This window comes from Croceitalea sp. W27 (assembly GCF_055693185.1).
On the sequence record NZ_CM146327.1, the window covers coordinates 3950253 to 3967226 of the forward strand.

The 16974-nt window shown below is 37.2% G+C and carries 14 protein-coding genes; 8 read left to right on the top strand and 6 right to left on the bottom strand.

What is annotated here, in order from left to right; genetic code table 11:
- Positions 1–20: 20 nt before the first annotated feature.
- Positions 21–1793, top strand: a complete 1773-nt coding sequence (locus ACZ1GR_RS18020) for a MutS-related protein (RefSeq protein WP_472610234.1) — start codon at positions 21–23, stop codon at positions 1791–1793.
- A gap of 31 nt (positions 1794–1824) precedes the next feature.
- Here the strand turns inward: ACZ1GR_RS18020 and ACZ1GR_RS18025 are convergent, their stop codons facing one another.
- The 5 genes from ACZ1GR_RS18025 to ACZ1GR_RS18045 are packed head-to-tail and all read right to left on the bottom strand — an operon-like array spanning position 1825 to position 7216.
- Positions 1825–2847: a Gfo/Idh/MocA family protein gene (locus ACZ1GR_RS18025; RefSeq protein ID WP_472610235.1), complete on the bottom strand. Its 1023-nt coding sequence runs from the start codon at positions 2845–2847 to the stop codon at positions 1825–1827.
- Between the two features lie 2 nt (positions 2848–2849).
- Positions 2850–4115: an MFS transporter gene (locus tag ACZ1GR_RS18030; RefSeq protein ID WP_472610236.1), complete on the bottom strand. Its 1266-nt coding sequence runs from the start codon at positions 4113–4115 to the stop codon at positions 2850–2852.
- Entirely contained in the window at positions 4112–5494 is a 1383-nt protein-coding gene (locus ACZ1GR_RS18035) for a four-carbon acid sugar kinase family protein (RefSeq protein ID WP_472610237.1), read from the bottom strand. Before ACZ1GR_RS18035 ends, ACZ1GR_RS18030 begins: the two co-directional genes overlap by 4 nt.
- The gene (locus tag ACZ1GR_RS18040) at positions 5491–6138 is read right to left on the bottom strand and encodes a cyclase family protein (protein WP_472610238.1); all 648 of its coding nucleotides are present in this window, start codon (positions 6136–6138) and stop codon (positions 5491–5493) included. The genes ACZ1GR_RS18035 and ACZ1GR_RS18040 overlap by 4 nt, the downstream gene beginning before the upstream one ends.
- The gene (locus ACZ1GR_RS18045; protein ID WP_472610239.1) at positions 6131–7216 is read right to left on the bottom strand and encodes an isocitrate/isopropylmalate dehydrogenase family protein; all 1086 of its coding nucleotides are present in this window, start codon (positions 7214–7216) and stop codon (positions 6131–6133) included. The genes ACZ1GR_RS18040 and ACZ1GR_RS18045 overlap by 8 nt, the downstream gene beginning before the upstream one ends.
- Before the next feature lie 148 nt (positions 7217–7364).
- Between ACZ1GR_RS18045 and ACZ1GR_RS18050 the strand changes: the two genes are divergently transcribed.
- The 7 genes from ACZ1GR_RS18050 to ACZ1GR_RS18080 all read left to right on the top strand — a co-directional run bounded on the left by ACZ1GR_RS18050 (position 7365) and on the right by ACZ1GR_RS18080 (position 15445).
- Positions 7365–8381: a LacI family DNA-binding transcriptional regulator gene (locus ACZ1GR_RS18050; protein ID WP_472610240.1), complete on the top strand. Its 1017-nt coding sequence runs from the start codon at positions 7365–7367 to the stop codon at positions 8379–8381.
- A gap of 29 nt (positions 8382–8410) precedes the next feature.
- Positions 8411–11371, top strand: coding sequence for a DUF5060 domain-containing protein (locus ACZ1GR_RS18055; protein WP_472610241.1), 2961 nt, complete (start codon positions 8411–8413; stop codon positions 11369–11371).
- 16 nt (positions 11372–11387) lie between these two features.
- The gene (locus ACZ1GR_RS18060; protein WP_472610242.1) at positions 11388–12221 is read left to right on the top strand and encodes a 3-keto-disaccharide hydrolase; all 834 of its coding nucleotides are present in this window, start codon (positions 11388–11390) and stop codon (positions 12219–12221) included.
- 262 nt (positions 12222–12483) lie between these two features.
- Positions 12484–13692, top strand: a complete 1209-nt coding sequence (locus ACZ1GR_RS18065) for a phage integrase SAM-like domain-containing protein (protein ID WP_472610243.1) — start codon at positions 12484–12486, stop codon at positions 13690–13692.
- 339 nt (positions 13693–14031) lie between these two features.
- Positions 14032–14328 (top strand): mobilization protein MbpA, encoded by a 297-nt coding sequence (mbpA, locus tag ACZ1GR_RS18070; protein WP_472610244.1) that lies wholly within the window; start codon positions 14032–14034, stop codon positions 14326–14328.
- Entirely contained in the window at positions 14325–15194 is an 870-nt protein-coding gene (locus ACZ1GR_RS18075) for a relaxase/mobilization nuclease domain-containing protein (protein ID WP_472610245.1), read from the top strand. Before mbpA ends, ACZ1GR_RS18075 begins: the two co-directional genes overlap by 4 nt.
- 17 nt (positions 15195–15211) lie before the next feature.
- Positions 15212–15445 carry a DUF6730 family protein gene (locus ACZ1GR_RS18080; protein WP_472610246.1) on the top strand — a complete coding sequence of 78 codons (234 nt, stop codon included), beginning with the start codon at positions 15212–15214 and terminating at the stop codon, positions 15443–15445.
- A gap of 569 nt (positions 15446–16014) precedes the next feature.
- On the opposite strand, the gene ACZ1GR_RS18085 is transcribed toward ACZ1GR_RS18080, so the two are convergent.
- Positions 16015–16944: a hypothetical protein gene (locus ACZ1GR_RS18085; RefSeq protein WP_472610247.1), complete on the bottom strand. Its 930-nt coding sequence runs from the start codon at positions 16942–16944 to the stop codon at positions 16015–16017.
- Positions 16945–16974: the final 30 nt, after the last annotated feature.

Consider the following 16974-nt stretch of genomic DNA (forward strand, 5'->3'; position numbering starts at 1 on the left):
ATAACGCCCAATACAAATTTATGCAAGACCCAAATGTGTTCTATAAAGAACAACTTTCCAATCTTAAGTCACTGATAAAGAGCGATAAGAAAAGATTGAACTTATTGAGCCTATTAAGGTTGTTCGTTTTTATAGCTTCGGCTTTGCTTATTTATTTCTTTTCTGATTCCCCAAGAATAGCAGCTGTAATTGCGATTATCGGTATAGGAATTTTTATTAAACTGCTCAAAATTTATGCTTCTCGAAAAACAAGTTATGACTTAAAAAAAACGCTTAAAACCCTTAATGAAGAAGAACTTCAAATTGCGAAAGGAGATTATTTGAATCGGGAGGATGGTTCTGCATTTTTGGATGCAAACCACTTTTTCAGTGCGGATATTGATCTTTTTGGTAGAGGCTCGTTTTTTCAATATGCAAATCGAACAGGCTTAAAAGAGGGCAGACAGTTTCTGGCCGATTTATTGACTTCGAATAAAATCATTGGCATAAAAGAGCGGCAAGAAGCTATAAAAGAGCTAGCTCAAATACCTAAATGGCGACAAAAATATACGGCATTGGCCCGCATGTTGAATTCTAATACTTCAAATGATACGATTACCTCTTGGTTGAAGAATTATCAGTCGTTTATACCCGCTCATTTTAAATGGTTGCCTGCAATTTTTACGGTTATTTCCTTTGCGTTTTTTATAGCATCGTTTTTTGACCTAATCGGATTTCAGCCTATTTTAATTTGCCTTCTTCTTGGGCTGGTAGTGACAGGTTTTTTTGTGAAAAGGGTAAATAAGTTGAGCGCTATTACCAATAGGATAAAAGAAACCATTCAACAATACGCACTATTATTAAGAGAGATTGAGGATTATGATTTTAAAACAGTACTTCTTAATTCTGAAAAGGAAAAAATCAAATCGAACCAGCAGAAGGCATCTCAAGTTTTTAAAGACTTTTCTAAACACTTGGATGCATTAGATAATAGAAATAATGTTTTTGTTGCTTTTTTAGGGAATGGCTTCTTTCTATGGGATATCTATTATTCAATGAAAATTGAAAAATGGATAGTTGCCCATAAAGATTTGGTAAGCCAATGGTTCGAAACCGTAGCATTTTATGATGGCTTCAACAGTTTGGCGGGTTTTGCATATAACCACCCAGAATTTACATTTCCTCAGCTTTCGAATACAACAGATATGAGGATAGACGCCAAATCCTTAGGACACCCGCTTATTGCTTCGAATGATAGGGTCTGTAGTGATTTGCAGTTAAAAAATAAGGAGTTTTTTATTGTAACCGGAGCCAATATGGCTGGTAAAAGCACCTTTTTGAGAACAGTGTCCTCCTATATCGTAATGGCCAATGTTGGCCTGCCGGTATGCGCTGAAGAAAGTGTTTATAGACCGATAAAATTAATCACTAGTATGCGCACCAGCGACTCTCTCACAGAGAATAGTTCTTACTTTTTTGCGGAACTAACGCGTTTACAGTTTATTATTAAAAATTTGGAAAAAGGAACCTATTTGGTCATACTTGATGAAATTTTAAAGGGCACCAATAGTGTAGATAAGGCAGCCGGCTCTAAAAAGCTCATAGAGAAATTGGTAGCTATGGATGTTTCGGGTATTATCGCTACCCATGATTTAAGTCTATGTGAAATTAGCACCGATCTGCCCGAGGTTAAAAATTATTATTTTGAAACCGAAATCAGAAATGATGAACTCTATTTTGATTATACCCTTAAAGAAGGTATTTGTAAAAACATGAACGCTTCATTTTTACTTAAAAAGATGGATATCACCTGAGGCTCTTTTTTGGGTTTCAAATCTTTGGTTCTTAAAGCTTTACCGGTCCGCCCGTTTTGAATGATTTGTAAACGGCATCTTGTACGGCCATGTTTTTTAGATAGTCCGTAATATCGGTTTCAAAGTCTTCATTACTCTTTAAGCTTTGAACAAAATGTAGTTGGGTATTGTAGACGCAGTCCCCGGCAAAATTCTTTTTGTAAAAGGTGTAGTTGTGCTGTTTTTCTTTTTCCCCTAATAATTGAACGGTTATTTTTCCTTCATCATTGAGACGAAGACTACCTTTATTACCTTCAATTAGCACAGCGCCAAAGGTCAATCTGGGGTCGTCAACGGTATTTTCATTGTAACGGTTTGCATCTATGAACCCTAAAGCACCATTTTCGAAATTAATATGTACCCATGCAAAGTCTTCTCCTTTTATGTTTTGATTCAATGTTTTTAGTTTGGCATAAACACTGTCTACCTCTCCAATTAAATACCTAAAAACATCAATAAAATGGATACCTGTCTCATAAATCAGTAATTTTTCCATTTCCCGAAAATAGGGTTGTCTGTTCATATAAGCATCAGATTGCCACCCGTCACCCATGCGCATGCGAAGATTAATGGCATGTGGTTTTCCGATAGTATTGGCGTTGAGCAGCTTTTTAATTTCTCTATGCCAAGGTTGAAATCTAAAGTTTTCGTGCACCATCATTCTTACCTTATTAGGCTCTAAGAGCGCCGCAATTTTATGCGCTTCGGTTAAGGTAGGCGCCAATGGCTTTTGACAAATAATATGTACATTATTTTTAATGGCCAGCTCACATAATTCATAGTGGGTGTCTGGAGGGCTGATTATATCAATGAAATCTGGCTTTTCTTTTTCGAAGATTTCGCTCAAGTTTTCATAGACTCTTTCAATTTTAAACTTTTTGGCGGCTGTTTCAGCTTTGGCTCTAAATCTATCGTATACTCCAATAATATGAACATTATTTATACGGTTCCATGCCTCAAAATGGAATTGACTAAAATAGCCCGCCCCCAAACACACCCCTTTTAGTTTTTTCATGACTATCTAATCAATCGTTTTTGCGGTTTCATATTCAACCAAAACAATATAGCCAAAATGTTTAGGATTGCACCCACAAAAAAGAAAAGCGTGGTAGAACCCCACCAGGCTGCGAGGTAAGGGAAGATTAAAGCCGTCACAAATGAGCCTATATTTCCGGCCATGTTCATAGTTCCCGAAACGGTGCCGGAAAATTCTTTACCGATATCGACACAAAAAGACCATGAGGGCGCAAGCGTCATATCGGCCCCAAAAATAGCAATACTTAAAAACACGATCGCGCCCACAGCGGTATCCATATAGATACTTCCGATTAATCCAAGTGCGGCAAGTGAAAACCCGAGTACAGCGGGTAAAACTCGCGAGCGTTTCCATCTTCCTTTGCTAAATATTCTATCCACTAATGCTCCTGAAAACCAATTGCCAAAAGCTCCGAATATTAGGGGAATAGAAGTGTATAGACCCGCTTCTACGGCCTCTAGGTTATACTCGCTTTTGATGTGTGGGAATAACCAGGTAAGGGCAAAAAAATTAGTGAAATTACTACAGAAATACTGTCCCATGGCCAACCACATATTTTTAGAACCGAGAACCTGTGCAAAAGGTACTTTGGCTTTGGCCTTAGAGATTTTTTTATCTTGTCTTGAGGCGATAATATATTCTTTTTCTTGATTGGAAATGAGTTTGTGGTCTTCAGGATTATCACGAAAGGCCATATACCAAATAGTCGCCCAAACAAACCCAATGGCACCCAATACATAGAAAGAGTTTCTCCACCCTAAATCATCTATCATAAAAGCCACCAATGGCAGGGCAAAAGCAGCGCCGAGGCGCGAGCCCGAAAAGTTTATGCCTGTCACGATACCACGTTCTTTCAAAGGAATCCAACTGTATATGGCTCTAGACATTCCAGGAAAAGCCCCGGCTTCTCCGGCACCGAACAAAAACCTTGTAATCAATAATGAAATAAAATTCCATACCGCACCAGTCAAAGCTGTGAATACCGACCATATTGCTACTATGACCGTTAATATTTTCCTGGGTCCCAAGCGATCGGATAATAATCCTGATGGGGCTTGTAACAAGGCGTATCCTAATGCAAAGGAAGAAAGTACCCAGCCCATTTGTTTGTCACTTAGTTGCAATGCCTCTGCTATGGGGTCTTTGGCTACCGAAATGCAAACACGGTCTATATAAAGGAGAAGGGCCAAAAGAAAGGTTCCCAAAACCATAAAATAGCGCTTTGGGAAAAAACTATGATTTTTCATGATAACTCAAGTATTAGTTGGTGTAGCGCAGTTTCGTCACCCACATTGCCCGGAAATACGATGTAGGGCATTCCAGGAAAAGCACTTTTAGTATCTAAAATCCAAACTGGCACCCCAGGAATTGCCTGACCAGCGACAACTGCCGATTTAACACCTAGACCTTTGACAGCAATATCACTAGACGTTATACCACCTTTTGCAATTAAATATTTTGGTTTTTTGGTGAGGTTTTGAACTACCCCTACCAAACCTGAAGATACCCTGTTTACGATATTTAAGCTCTCTGTTTTGGTAGCTCCGGTAAAGACTTCTCGAGTGGTATATAAAACTACATCTTTACTCATTTTAATGAAAGAATCTATAAGAACGGAAAGGGTTTGAATCTGTTTTTGAAATTCCTCATCTTCATGAAGATAATTCACCTTAAATTCTAAAAAGGCTAAATTTTCATTATTGTTTTTCAAATAATTTAATTGAGCTGTTGTTTTTGGCACATAGGATCCTATAATGGTAAGGCCACCTAAAGTTCTTTCATTTAGTGAAAGGGCTATATTTATTTTAAAAAGTTTTGGTCGAATAGATGATATTGCATTGATAAACGATGCAGCGGTTCTGTAAACAATATCCTTATTCAGTTTAAAGGAGGCCAAAGCAACAACCTGAAGGTCATAGGGGCTTGTAGCATTAATAATAGTAATTTCTTTTTTCGAGAGCTCTTTTGTTACCTGAATAATTCCATCTTTTCTGATTGTTTGAATTGAAACCGAACCAACATTTTCTATTTTAATATTGTTTTCCGTTTTTTCTTTAACCCATTCTCTGAGATTAGAAGATTTAAACCCGAAAGTATTATCTTGAGCAAAAGGAGTTTGTGAGACAGGTATGAAATCTTGACCTTCTTTGACGTAATGGATATCGTTAAATGTATAGCGACCACCTTCAAAAAAAGCAGGGGTGAATACCTCTTTGCAATGCGCCCAATCTAATCCTTTTTTAAGCCCATCTATCTCGATAGGATAATGCCCTCTCAGGGTAGAATCGCTTCTGCTTATAGGAATGAGGGTTTTGCCCAGTAATTCCGTGATCTTTCTAAGTCTTTTTCCTAAAAGGAAACCTAGATCATAGGCTTCAATAGTATGTAGGCTTCTCGAATTGGTTAGAATAAAAAATATATTATGCTTTGATATTGTATGTGAAAGGGTTTCTTCTGACCATTCTGTAATTATTGGAACATCGTGAACGGTTTGGGTACCAGTAGGATCATCGTCCAAAATAACAATCACTCTGGGTTTTTTATAAAACTCAGCTTTTATTTCTTCACTAATATCATCTAATAATTTTCCTTCGGTTATGCTATTTTGAATTTCTTCAGCAATCATACAGTTAAATTCTCAGATACTAATACTCTGGCCGGTGCGCCGTCCCCATTTTTATAGTTGAGCGGAAAGGCCATAAGTGTGACTTCATTTTTTTCGATTTTGTCAAGATTGGTCAATCCTTCCAAAATCAGAATATCGTTCTTCATTAAAATCGTATGTATTTTGGTTACTTCTTCGATATTATTGACATCTGCAACGGAAGGAGGTTCTACACCAAGTATGTTTATTTGTTTTTCACCTAACCAATGTGCCAATTCTTCACTGATACGGGGTAATTCATCTCTATATTTTGATTGCCCGATATACTTGCCCCAGCCTGTCTTTAAAAGAACACTATCGCCATGTGAAATCAGATTTCGGCTGGAACCTAAATGGTTTAGCGTAATTTTTTCGCTTGGTGAAATTCCATCTAAATCTATGACCCAGGCCCTTGAGATAAAACGTTCTATGGGAATCTGATCTAAAGTTTGTCTGGTTACATCAAAATGGATAGGGGCATCCATATGTGTGCCGCTATGCGAATACAGGTGCAGGGTAGAGGCGTTCCATCCATCAGTTTCAATAGACTTTGATTGTTCAATACTAACACCGGCCATTGCTTCAGAAATGGGCTGAGTTAAATCTATAATTCTATTTTTAGCCAATTGCGTTCGCTTTTTCAAGAGTTAGAATAGAATCTATAACACTCTGTGCAATTTCAGTGGTCGTTGCCGAACCTTTTAAATCTTTTGTTAGATCACCTTTGGCAGTGGTGGCATTTATTCCTTTCATAATGTCATTTGCAGCCTCAATTTCGCCCAGATGTTCCAACATTATGGCAGCGGACCAAATCTGGCCAATAGGGTTCGCGATGTTTTGGCCGGCGATATCTGGGGCGGAGCCGTGAATAGGTTCAAACATAGAGGGGTAATCATTCTCAGGATTGATGTTTCCGCTACCTCCAAGTCCAAGACTGCCCATAATGGCACCGCCCAAATCTGACAAGATATCCCCGATCATATTGGTCGTAACAATAACATCAAAAACTTCGGGCCTTAAAACAAAACTTGCCGAGGCGTTATCAACATACATTTTGCTGTACGCAACATCAGGATATTCCTTAGATACTTCTTCCATAACATGATCCCAAAAACCTAAAGAATATATCAAGGTGTTGGATTTTGTAACGTTAGTTAATTTTCTTCTGCGTTTTCTAGCAAGTTTAAAAGCATAATGTGCAATACGTTCCACCCCCAGGCGAGTTACCATGCTAGTATCTACTGCAACACCATTGGGAGTATCTGGATAAAGGATTTTTCCGTTCTGTACAAATTCACCTTCATTATTCTCCCTGATGATAACAAAATCAATATCATTTTCTGTTTTATCCCTTAGGGGACTCTCGATACCAGCAAATAATTTAACCGGTCTATAATTTACGTATTGTTCTAAATCGGTTCGTACTTTAAAAGTATAATCTTTTGCCGGTAGCGTGTCATCGACTTCTGGAAGACCAACCGCACCAAAATAAATAGCATCAAAAGACTTTAAAGTTTCTATGCCGTTCTCTGGCATAAACTCTCCATGCTTTAAATAATGCCCAGCACCCCATGAAAAGTTTTCTTTAGATATGCTAAACCCATATTTTTTTGCCACAGCCTCAATGACCGATATTCCTGCGGGTACAATTTCTTCACCAATTCCATCACCGTTTACTACGGCTATCTTATAATTTTTACTCATAGAATACAGTATTTTGCATAATTTTGCATTAAAATATGATATAAATGTATTTTTTTAAATTAATATTAGCAAAATAATAGGTTTTTATTTTTATTTATAGATAATTATGTATTTTATGCAAAAATTTTGCATAAAATAAATTGGACTTATGACTAAAGTCACTTTAAAGGATATTGCCGATAAGCTTAATATTTCTATCTCTACCGTTTCTAGGGCACTGGATGATAATCCGAATATAAGCGTTCGAACCCATGAAAAGGTTTGGAATGCGGCAAGAGCGATGGGTTATGTCTCTGATACTCATTTTGCTAAAGACGGCTTAAAGCAATCGAACCTTATTGGGGTTATCGTACCAAAATTAAGCTACCATCTTTATGCTATGGTGATTAGCGGCATTGAAAATATTTTGGAGCAAAGGGGTATGCATATCCTTATATGCCAATCTAATGAATCTTTTGAAAGGGAAAAAACATTGATTGAAGAGCTTATCGCTGTAGGGGTAAATGGTGTTATAGTTTCCATTGCCTCTGAAACCAAAGAATTTGGGCATTTTGAAAAATTGAAAAGTAGAAACATTCCCTTGGTATTCTTTAACCGTGAGTGCAATGCAATAAGGACCGATAAGGTAGTAATCGATAACAGAAAAGTGGCTCATGAAGCAGTAAATCATTTGATAGCTATAGGTTGTAGGAATATTGCCTATTTGGGCGGACCGGAATCATTACAGATAAATTTAGAAAGGGCCCAAGGATATAAAGATGCTTTGGAGGAAAATAGTATTTCAATAAAAGAGGAAAATGTGGTGTTTAGTAAGTTCGATAAAGAAAGTATGCTCTCTGCAGCTAGAAAGCTATTGTACGCACCCAACTATCCAGATGGTATTTTAACCTTCAGTGACCAAATCGCTATTAACTTAATGGTTGCGGCAAAAGAAAGAGGCATAGCCATACCCGAAAAATTATCTGTAATCGGATTTAATAATGAACCGGTCGGTGAGCTTATAGAACCTTCTCTTACAAGTATAGATCAACCTGCCTATCAAATGGGCCAAGAAGCGGCAGAACTTCTTTTAAAGCAAATGGAGAATGAGAATGAAAGCTTTGAAAAGCGCATTTTGAAATCCTTTTTAGTGGTAAGAAAATCAACGAATAGAAATAGAACCTAAAAATAATTAGTTAATAACAAACATTTAAAATGAGGAGTAAAGGAGAATTTATTACATATTTTTTTAGAAAGGTAGGCATGGCATTTTTTGTTATTCTCTTTTCAGTTTTTTATACCAGTGCACAAAAAATACACCAGGAAAGCGGGGGTAGTTTATTGGTTGAAGCTGAAGACTTTAGTAAGCAGACAAAAACCGATATTCGAAAATGGTATGTAGTATCGCCTGAATTTTCATCAAATCTCAAAAGGGAAAACACTCAGTTGCATTTTGAAGGGGCTAGCCAAGAAAGATATTTAGAGATTTTGCCCGACACGAGGATTAACCATGATGAAGAACTTATACCAGGCGAGAATTTTAGTAATGAACCTGGCAAACTGGCCATTCTGCATTATAAAGTTAATATCTCGAATCCTGGCAGGTATTACGTCTGGGTAAGGGCCTTCAGTGAAGGTTCTGAAGACAATGGGGTACATGTCGGTATTGATGGTACTTGGCCAGAATCTGGCCAGCGTATGCAATGGTGCGATGGAAAGAAAAACTGGTTCTGGGCCAGCAGGCAACGTACTAAAGAAGAGCATTGTGGAGTTCCCGGTCTTATTTATTTAGATATTGAAAGGGCCGGTGAGCACGATATACAGTTCAGTTTACGTGAGGATGGTTTTGAGATGGATCAATGGCTTATAACTACGGACAAGGATTATAAACCAAAAAACCCTGAAATAAAAAAGGATATTTCGGACCTTTCACTATGGGAAAAAGTAAAGTATTACCAGCCTTATGCCACGATAATAGATGCCAAAGATTTTGAAAATGTAGATAATGGTTTTTACATTGATGGTGATTGGCTTGCAATAAATCCAGAGCAAAGAAAGACCGCAGAAGCCAATACTATTTTCAATGAAAATTCCGGTCTTTACGATGTGGTTCTTTTTGGAGTGGGAGAAAACGATGGAAGATCTTCATATGCCTTTAGTGTAAATAATTTTGAACAAGGTAGTTTTAGTCCACCTCTGAGCAGAGATACTTTTGAAGAAGGCGCAAAATACGCCAAGAGTTTTTTAGATGTTCAATTGAACAAAAATGATGTTATCAGTGTAAAAGCGAATATAGGTAGTGAAGATGGTAAAGAGTATAGTAGGGGTCGCTGGAATGGAATGGTTATCACCAAAATTGGTCATGGACAGAATCTTCTCACCGAAATGCAAGGTGATGACACTTCTGCAAAAAAGCCAACAATTGATGGTGAGTTAAAGAAGTGGCATAAGGTCACTTTAACCTTTGAAGGTCCTTTTACTTCAGAAAAGGAAGAGTATAATCCATTTATGAACTATAGGTTCAATGTTACCTTTTCGCACAAGTCTTCGGGTAAAGTCTATAAAATACCAGGTTATTTTGCCGCTGATGGTAACGCAGGTGAAACTTCTGGTACTGAAGGTAATAAATGGCGCGTACATTTTTCTCCAGATGAAATAGGGGAGTGGACTTACAATGTCGATTTTAGAAAAGGAAATTGGGTAGCCATCAGCGATAAGAAAAACACCGGAGCAAGTGGTAAGTATATGGACGGTGCAAAAGGAACTTTTAGCATTGAAAATACCGACAAGAAAGGAAATGATTTTAGGGCCAAAGGAAGATTGAATTATGTTGGTGAACGGTATTTACAGTTTGCCGAAACAGGGGAATATTTTTTAAAGCAAGGACCAGACGCACCAGAAAACTTTTTATCCTATAAAGATTTTGATGGAACCTTTCATAATGATGGGCATAAAGATAATTTCATAAAATCATGGGCGCCGCATCTTCAAGATTGGAAAGAGGGCGACCCAACATGGAAAAACGGAAAAGGAAAGGCCATGATCGGGGCTTTAAACTATTTGGCTTCTGAAGGCTTGAATTCCGTTTCTTTTTTAACCAATAATATTGAAGGCGATGATCAAAATGTTTTTCCATATATAGACTATGATACTTATGCTAGAATCGATGTTTCTAAAATGGATCAATGGGAAATCGTTTTTTCGCATGCCCAGAAACTAGGCCTCTTTCTTCATTTCAAAACATTGGAGGTAGAAAATCAAGGTTTGCTTGACAATGGAGGAGTGGGGGCAAACAGCAAGCTCTATTACAGAGAGTTAATAGCAAGATTCGGTCATCATTTGGCATTGAACTGGAATTTGTGTGAAGAAAATGGGGAATGGATTCCTAACCACCCCACGCCTCCACAAGATACTGAACAGCGTTTGGCCATGACCCATTATTTTAAGAAGCACGACCCGTATCATCATCATTTGGTAATACACAATGGAGTAATGTACGATGATCTTTTGGGGCCTGATAGCGGACTTACAGGGCCTTCTATACAAACGCACACCTCTGATTTTAGAACTGTGCATAAAGAGGTATTACATTGGCTAGATGCTTCTGAAAAAGCAGGTTTTCAATGGGCGGTAGCGGTCGATGAGCCAGGCGATGCACAGCATTCGCTGCTTCCAGACGATGAAGACCCAAATCATGATGTGGCCAGAAGAAATGCATTATGGGGTACCCTTATGGCCGGTGGCTGGGGAAATGAATGGTATTTTAGATATAAACACCCCAATTCTGATATAACATGCGAAGACTATCGATCTAGAGATTTATTTTGGGATCAAGCCGTTAATGCCATTAGGTTCTTTAAAGAAAATAAAATTCCTTTCTGGCAAATGGTCAATAAGAATGCGCTGGTTGGTAATTCTGACGATAACAATAAGCTATACTGCATGGCAAAAGAGAACGAAGTTTATGTCGTATATCTCAATACGGAACCAACTGCTACACTTGATTTAAGTAGTGCCAGTGGAAAGTTTACCATACACTGGTACAACCCTAAATTGGGGGGCAAATTACAAAAGTCAAAGGTAAAAGAAGTAAACGGAGGTCAAGAGGTTGCGTTGGGCAAACCTCCTAAATCCAATCAAAAGGATTGGGCAATTTTAATACAGAAAAAAGAGTAATTCCAACTATTGTAACATGATAAAAAAGATATTGATTGTGCTTAGCATTTTAGGTCTAGTTGGTTGTAAAACAGATCTAACCCAATTAAATGACAAGGGCTATATTAATTTATACAATGGGCAGGATTTAAATGATTGGAATATCATGTGCCGTGATTTTAATGAAGAATTGGCAAAGAAGGTATTTACTTCAGGAGAAAATGGAGAAATGCACGTATTCAAAGATTTTGAAGATGGATATGGATTTAAAGAAAATCGCAATGAAACCCATTGTATGTTCTTTTCGAATAAAGAATATAGTCGCTATAGTTTTAAGTTTGAATACAGGTGGGGCGCTAAAAGATTTAACAACTTTGAGACATATCAATATGATGCAGGCATGTACTACCATGTTTTTGATGCAAAGGTTTGGCCCCAGGGTTTGGAATATCAGGTACGGTATAACCATTTAGAAGATTTAAATCACACTGGCGATATTTGGAACTCAGGAGCGCAGTTTGACTGGTATGCCCAAGAGGGAGAATCTAGTGCTAAGAGGTTAAGTTATTTGTCGCCTGAAGAAGGAGGAGTTGTTCAAAAACATAGAGGTGGCGAACACCGAGCCAGCAAAAAAGCCATTTATAACGCCTTAAATGGCGAGTGGAACAAATGTGAGGTAATTGTTATGGGTAACAAATATGCTGTTCATATTTTAAACGATAAAGTTGTTAATGTGCTTAGAAATCTAAGTCATAGTAAAGGCTTAATTGGCTTACAAGCCGAAACTGCCGAAATTTTTTATCGAAATATTGAAGTAAAAGAATTTAAAAGTGATATTCCAATAGAAGAGGTTTTAGAAAAGTATAAATGAAATATAATATAGCCAGTAGATTAAAAAGAAATGCCCTTACTAGATTAGTAAGGGCATTTTGTAGCGAGAGAGGGACTTGAACCCTCGGCCTCCGGGTTATGAAAAAGACGACACATGTTATCAAAATAATATAAGTATGCTGATATACAATTAGTTATGAATATTTTAATTTTGTTTGATATCAAATAATAAGGTCTAAAAGCAATAAATGTTGTACCTATGTTGTACCCAGGATTTTGTACCTTTAAAATAAAGATAAGTTATGGCAACGGTACAAGCTGTCCTCAGAAATAAGAAAAATTCACACGATAAATATCCAATTGCCATTCGGATAACTAAAAATCGTAGGTCATCTTTCATTTATACAGGTCAGTATATCGAGAAAAAATTGTGGGATAAAGTCAAGTGCAAAGTAAAACGTTCACATCCCAATTCTGCCCATTTAAATCAATTGATATTAACACGGGTATCTGAAGTAAATAGTAAACTTCTAGAATCAGAAATTTCTAAGGAGTATAAATCCGTTCAAACTATAAAGGATAATATTCAGAATAAGAACAGGCATGACTTTTATTCCGTGGCAGAATTATATCTCGCAAACCTTCGAAATAGAAAACAATTCCACCGGTATGACAATGAGAAAAGTAGAATTGAACGATTTTTGGAATTCACCAAACATCAAGAATTACCTTTCAATAGTATAACGGTTAATTTACTTCATAGGTTTGAAACACATCTTCTTCACAAAAAAGGATTGGCATTTCGGACTGTAATGAACTATATAATTCCTATTAGAACCATTTATAATTTGGCCATTGCTGAATCTATTGCCGATAGGAATAATTATCCATTCGGTCGTGGAAAATATCAGATTAAATTTCCAGACTCAGAAAAGGTCGGATTAAACGTTGAGGAGGTTCAACTTTTGGAAAATGCAGTTGGCCTGACCGAAGCCCAGCAGCACGCATTGAACGTCTGGCTCTTAAGCTTTTATTTTGCTGGAATTCGAATAACAGATATAATTCAGTTACGATGGAGTGATTTCAGTGATGACCGGTTGCATTACCGTATGAGCAAGAATGATAAACGTGTTTCTTTAAGAATACCGATTAAAGCTAAGTTGATTTTGAATATCTATAGAGAGTCATCAAATGATTCGGAAGAGTTTGTTTTTAAGGAGCTTCGAAACACTGATTTTAATAATGCAAAACAGCTGCGTACTAGAATCAAGACTACAACTAGAAATTTTAACCGACATCTTAAACGCATTGCCAAAAAGGTAGGAATAGATAAAAATTTAAGTATGCATATTGCCAGGCACACCTTTGGTAATATCTCGGGAGATAAAATCCCGATTCAAATGCTACAGAAGTTGTATCGTCATTCCTCGATAACCACTACGATTTCTTATCAGGCTAATTTTATGAATGATGAACAGGACGAAGCTTTAGATAAAGTGGTCAACTTTTAAGTTTAAAAGCCCATCCCCAATTCTTACCACAACTTGACCGCGCTGGATCCTATTTCGATTTTATAGTGTCCAGGTAGGTAAGCGTCAGTTAAAATCGAAATAGGGCGCATCTACTTACCTTTCTTATATTAGTCATAATCTATTTCAGATAATCCTAAGGATTCAAGTAAATTATTGGATTTTCTTGAAAACAACAGCTCTTCCATAGTTAAAATCAAAGTACTTGCTGCCACCGCTCAGTTCAACAGCTAATTTGTAGTTGGGCGGCAATTCAAGATGTGTCATTGTCATGACAATCTTGCTTTTGCTCCCGTAGGTCGCAAAAGAAAAAAAGAAAAAGTGAAACGAGAGTTCGTACAATTTCGGTGCAGCATCTATGAAAAAAAGCTGCTCAAGTTAAAGGCCAAAAAGGCTGGGCTCTCCCTATCAGAATATTGCAGAAGAGCAGCTTTTGAAAACGACATCGTAGAAAGGCTTACCTCGGAACAATTGGAACACTATGCGATGCTCGTGAAATACAAGAACAACTTTACAAGGATAGGCAATATGTTCAAAAAGCGGAATCCCAAATTGGCAAAGGAAGTAGAGCAGCTCGCCAATGAAATACGAATGCATCTGTACAATTTCAAAAAATGATAGGGAAGGGAAAATCGATATCGCATACAGGGGCATCCATGGGTTATGGATGGAACCAGGAGAAGAAAGCAGAGGTTGTCTACAAGCAACATCTTGCAGGGGATAACCCAAGGGAGATCACAGAGGAGTTCAAGATTATCCAAGAGCAGAACATAAGAACGAAGAACAATACCCTAAGTTTTGTACTAAGTCCAACGATAGAAGACGGTACGAACCTATCAAGTGGACAGCTTCAAGAACTAACCCAAAGATTCATTATTGAAATGAAACTCACCGAACATCAGGGAATTGGTTTCGTACATCGGGACAAACAGCATACCCATGTTCATGTTTATGTCAATAGGATAGGTTTCGATGGGACGGCCTATAAGGACAACTTCATAGGAAAGAGGAGCCAATATGCAGCCGAGAAAGTTGCCAAGGAAATGGGACTGACCACCGCAAGGGAAGTACAACAGGAAAAACTCAGCGAACTAAAAAGGATTCGCAAAGCGATCAAAAAGGTTCATGAAAAAGTAATGACGGAAAAGAGGCCCAAGGATTTCTACCAATATATCCAGTACATGAAACAAAACAAGATAAAGGTCATACCAAGTATCAATAGGCAAAACCAGTTACAGGGGTTTAGATTCGAGTATAAAGGGCATAATCTAAAAGGAAGCGAAGTACATCGTTCGATGTCGGGAAGTAGATTGGCTATTCAAATAGCCCATAATTCTACAATGGGCATCCAACTTAAAAAAGGGAACACCATCAAGCTAGCGGGAAAGACAACGGGGCTGAGCACGAATATAGCGACCAATATTGCAAAGAGAGTATTGAAGAAGGTCATTAAAAGGACATTGGACCGAGGTATAGGAATATAAACTTAAAGAATAGAAGCATGAAAAAGATGGAAGAGATGATGGAACTCCTGACCGAGGAAATCGAAGGGTTCCATAAATCGATAAGCAAGTTGGAAGCCTTGTCAAAGAATTTCAAGGACTTGAAATTAAAGGCGGACACTTCAAGAATCGAAAACTATATAAAAGGCTTTACAACGGAACAAAAGAAAGCCATAACCGTTTACAAGGAGAAAACAACGGAAATAAAACAGGGATTAAATCTGCACGGATAATCCCGAATTGGGTGGCGACCTTGTTTTGTATTGTAATTTCAATTCAGGTTCTTTCACTTAGTTATTTTGGCTATCACTTTATCCACTTCGAGGAGAGAAACAAAGTAGCATTCCTAGAAGGTCAAAAAGAAAGCTTTAAAAACGCAAGACGATATTTCGAAGACCACCCTGTTATTTATGAAGATTTTAAAAAATGGACCAAAAAAAAAGATAGTATTTTAAATCAAAAGTAGGTATGCGCCCTATCCTGTTTTTGCTTGACGTTTATCTACCGGAACACTACAAAAACAGGACAGGGACCATGCGCAAAGTTTTTGGGTAAGATTTGGGACACAATCGTTGCTAATAATTACCTTGAGATTGAAAAACGAGCTCTTACTATCCTAAACAGCAAAAAAAATCGAGAAGAAGGGAGGACTTTTTTAATTGCTTACAACGGCCCCGGCTATGATTTCGTTGCGGCGATTTCCGGCAGGAAATTGTCGGTTAGAAATCGGGCCGTATTAATGGTTACTAGTTTTAAAGTTAGTGACAAAGCAGCAATGAATTATAGCCAATGTTAGCTGTAGTTATTTCATTTTCAATTCATTTGTCAATTTGTCAAACTCTTGAAGTGTCAATTCGTAATTATCTTTTGCAAGAGCATTTATTAATACAGCACGACTTCCTTTTACAACACTTGTCATTTTGATTTGCGATTCTTTGTTATTCAATTTTCCAATTACTAACTCTTCATAGAATTCAAGACCGTTGAGTTCTTTTCTATCGGTAACAACCCTTTTTGAAACTACCAAGCCATTCTTTTTTAGGGAATTCAAGTTATCTTCAAATAGAGATTTTGGATTTTCATTCATTGACTCAGTTGGTATTTGAGAGATCATGTAAAAGGATTCTTCATTATAATTATCTTTTTGTACTCCATTCAAAGAATAAAAAAAGAAATTTGATGTTGCTCTCGCATATTTATAGATACTTTTTGAATCGTCCAATTCAAAAAAGGCATTTTCAAAAGGGTCAAGAACTCTATCTTTTTTATATTCTATGGTTAAGAAAGACTTTTTAACCTCCTCAATTTTGTTTTTCTCATAGTTAGGGATGATAGCCATTGCGAAAACTGAAAAATCATTATCACCAAATACGAGTTGAAGACTTTTTTGATATTCATTACCTTGAATTAAAGCCATTTTTGCCGGATAGTTGTCAATCTGTAATTCTTCAAAATCAAAGACTTGAATGCCTTTTAATTCAAAGTTTTCTTTGGTAAAATTTCTAGCATTAGAGTTATAGTTTCCTCCGAAAAGGTCCATAAATTGGATTAAAGATTGTCCGCTTTCAAATCCAACAAAGTCTTTGGAGGTTTTAAAATTTTCTGGTTCCTCTATATAAATTCGAGTTCCAACAACTCGTTTTTTTTCTGAATTTTGATTTTGTTTTTCGACCGTCTGTCCACAAGCGGTTAAGGTTAATAAAAGGGGTATGAATAATAATTTTAATCTCATTGATTGGTTTTTAATTACAGCTAACGGTTC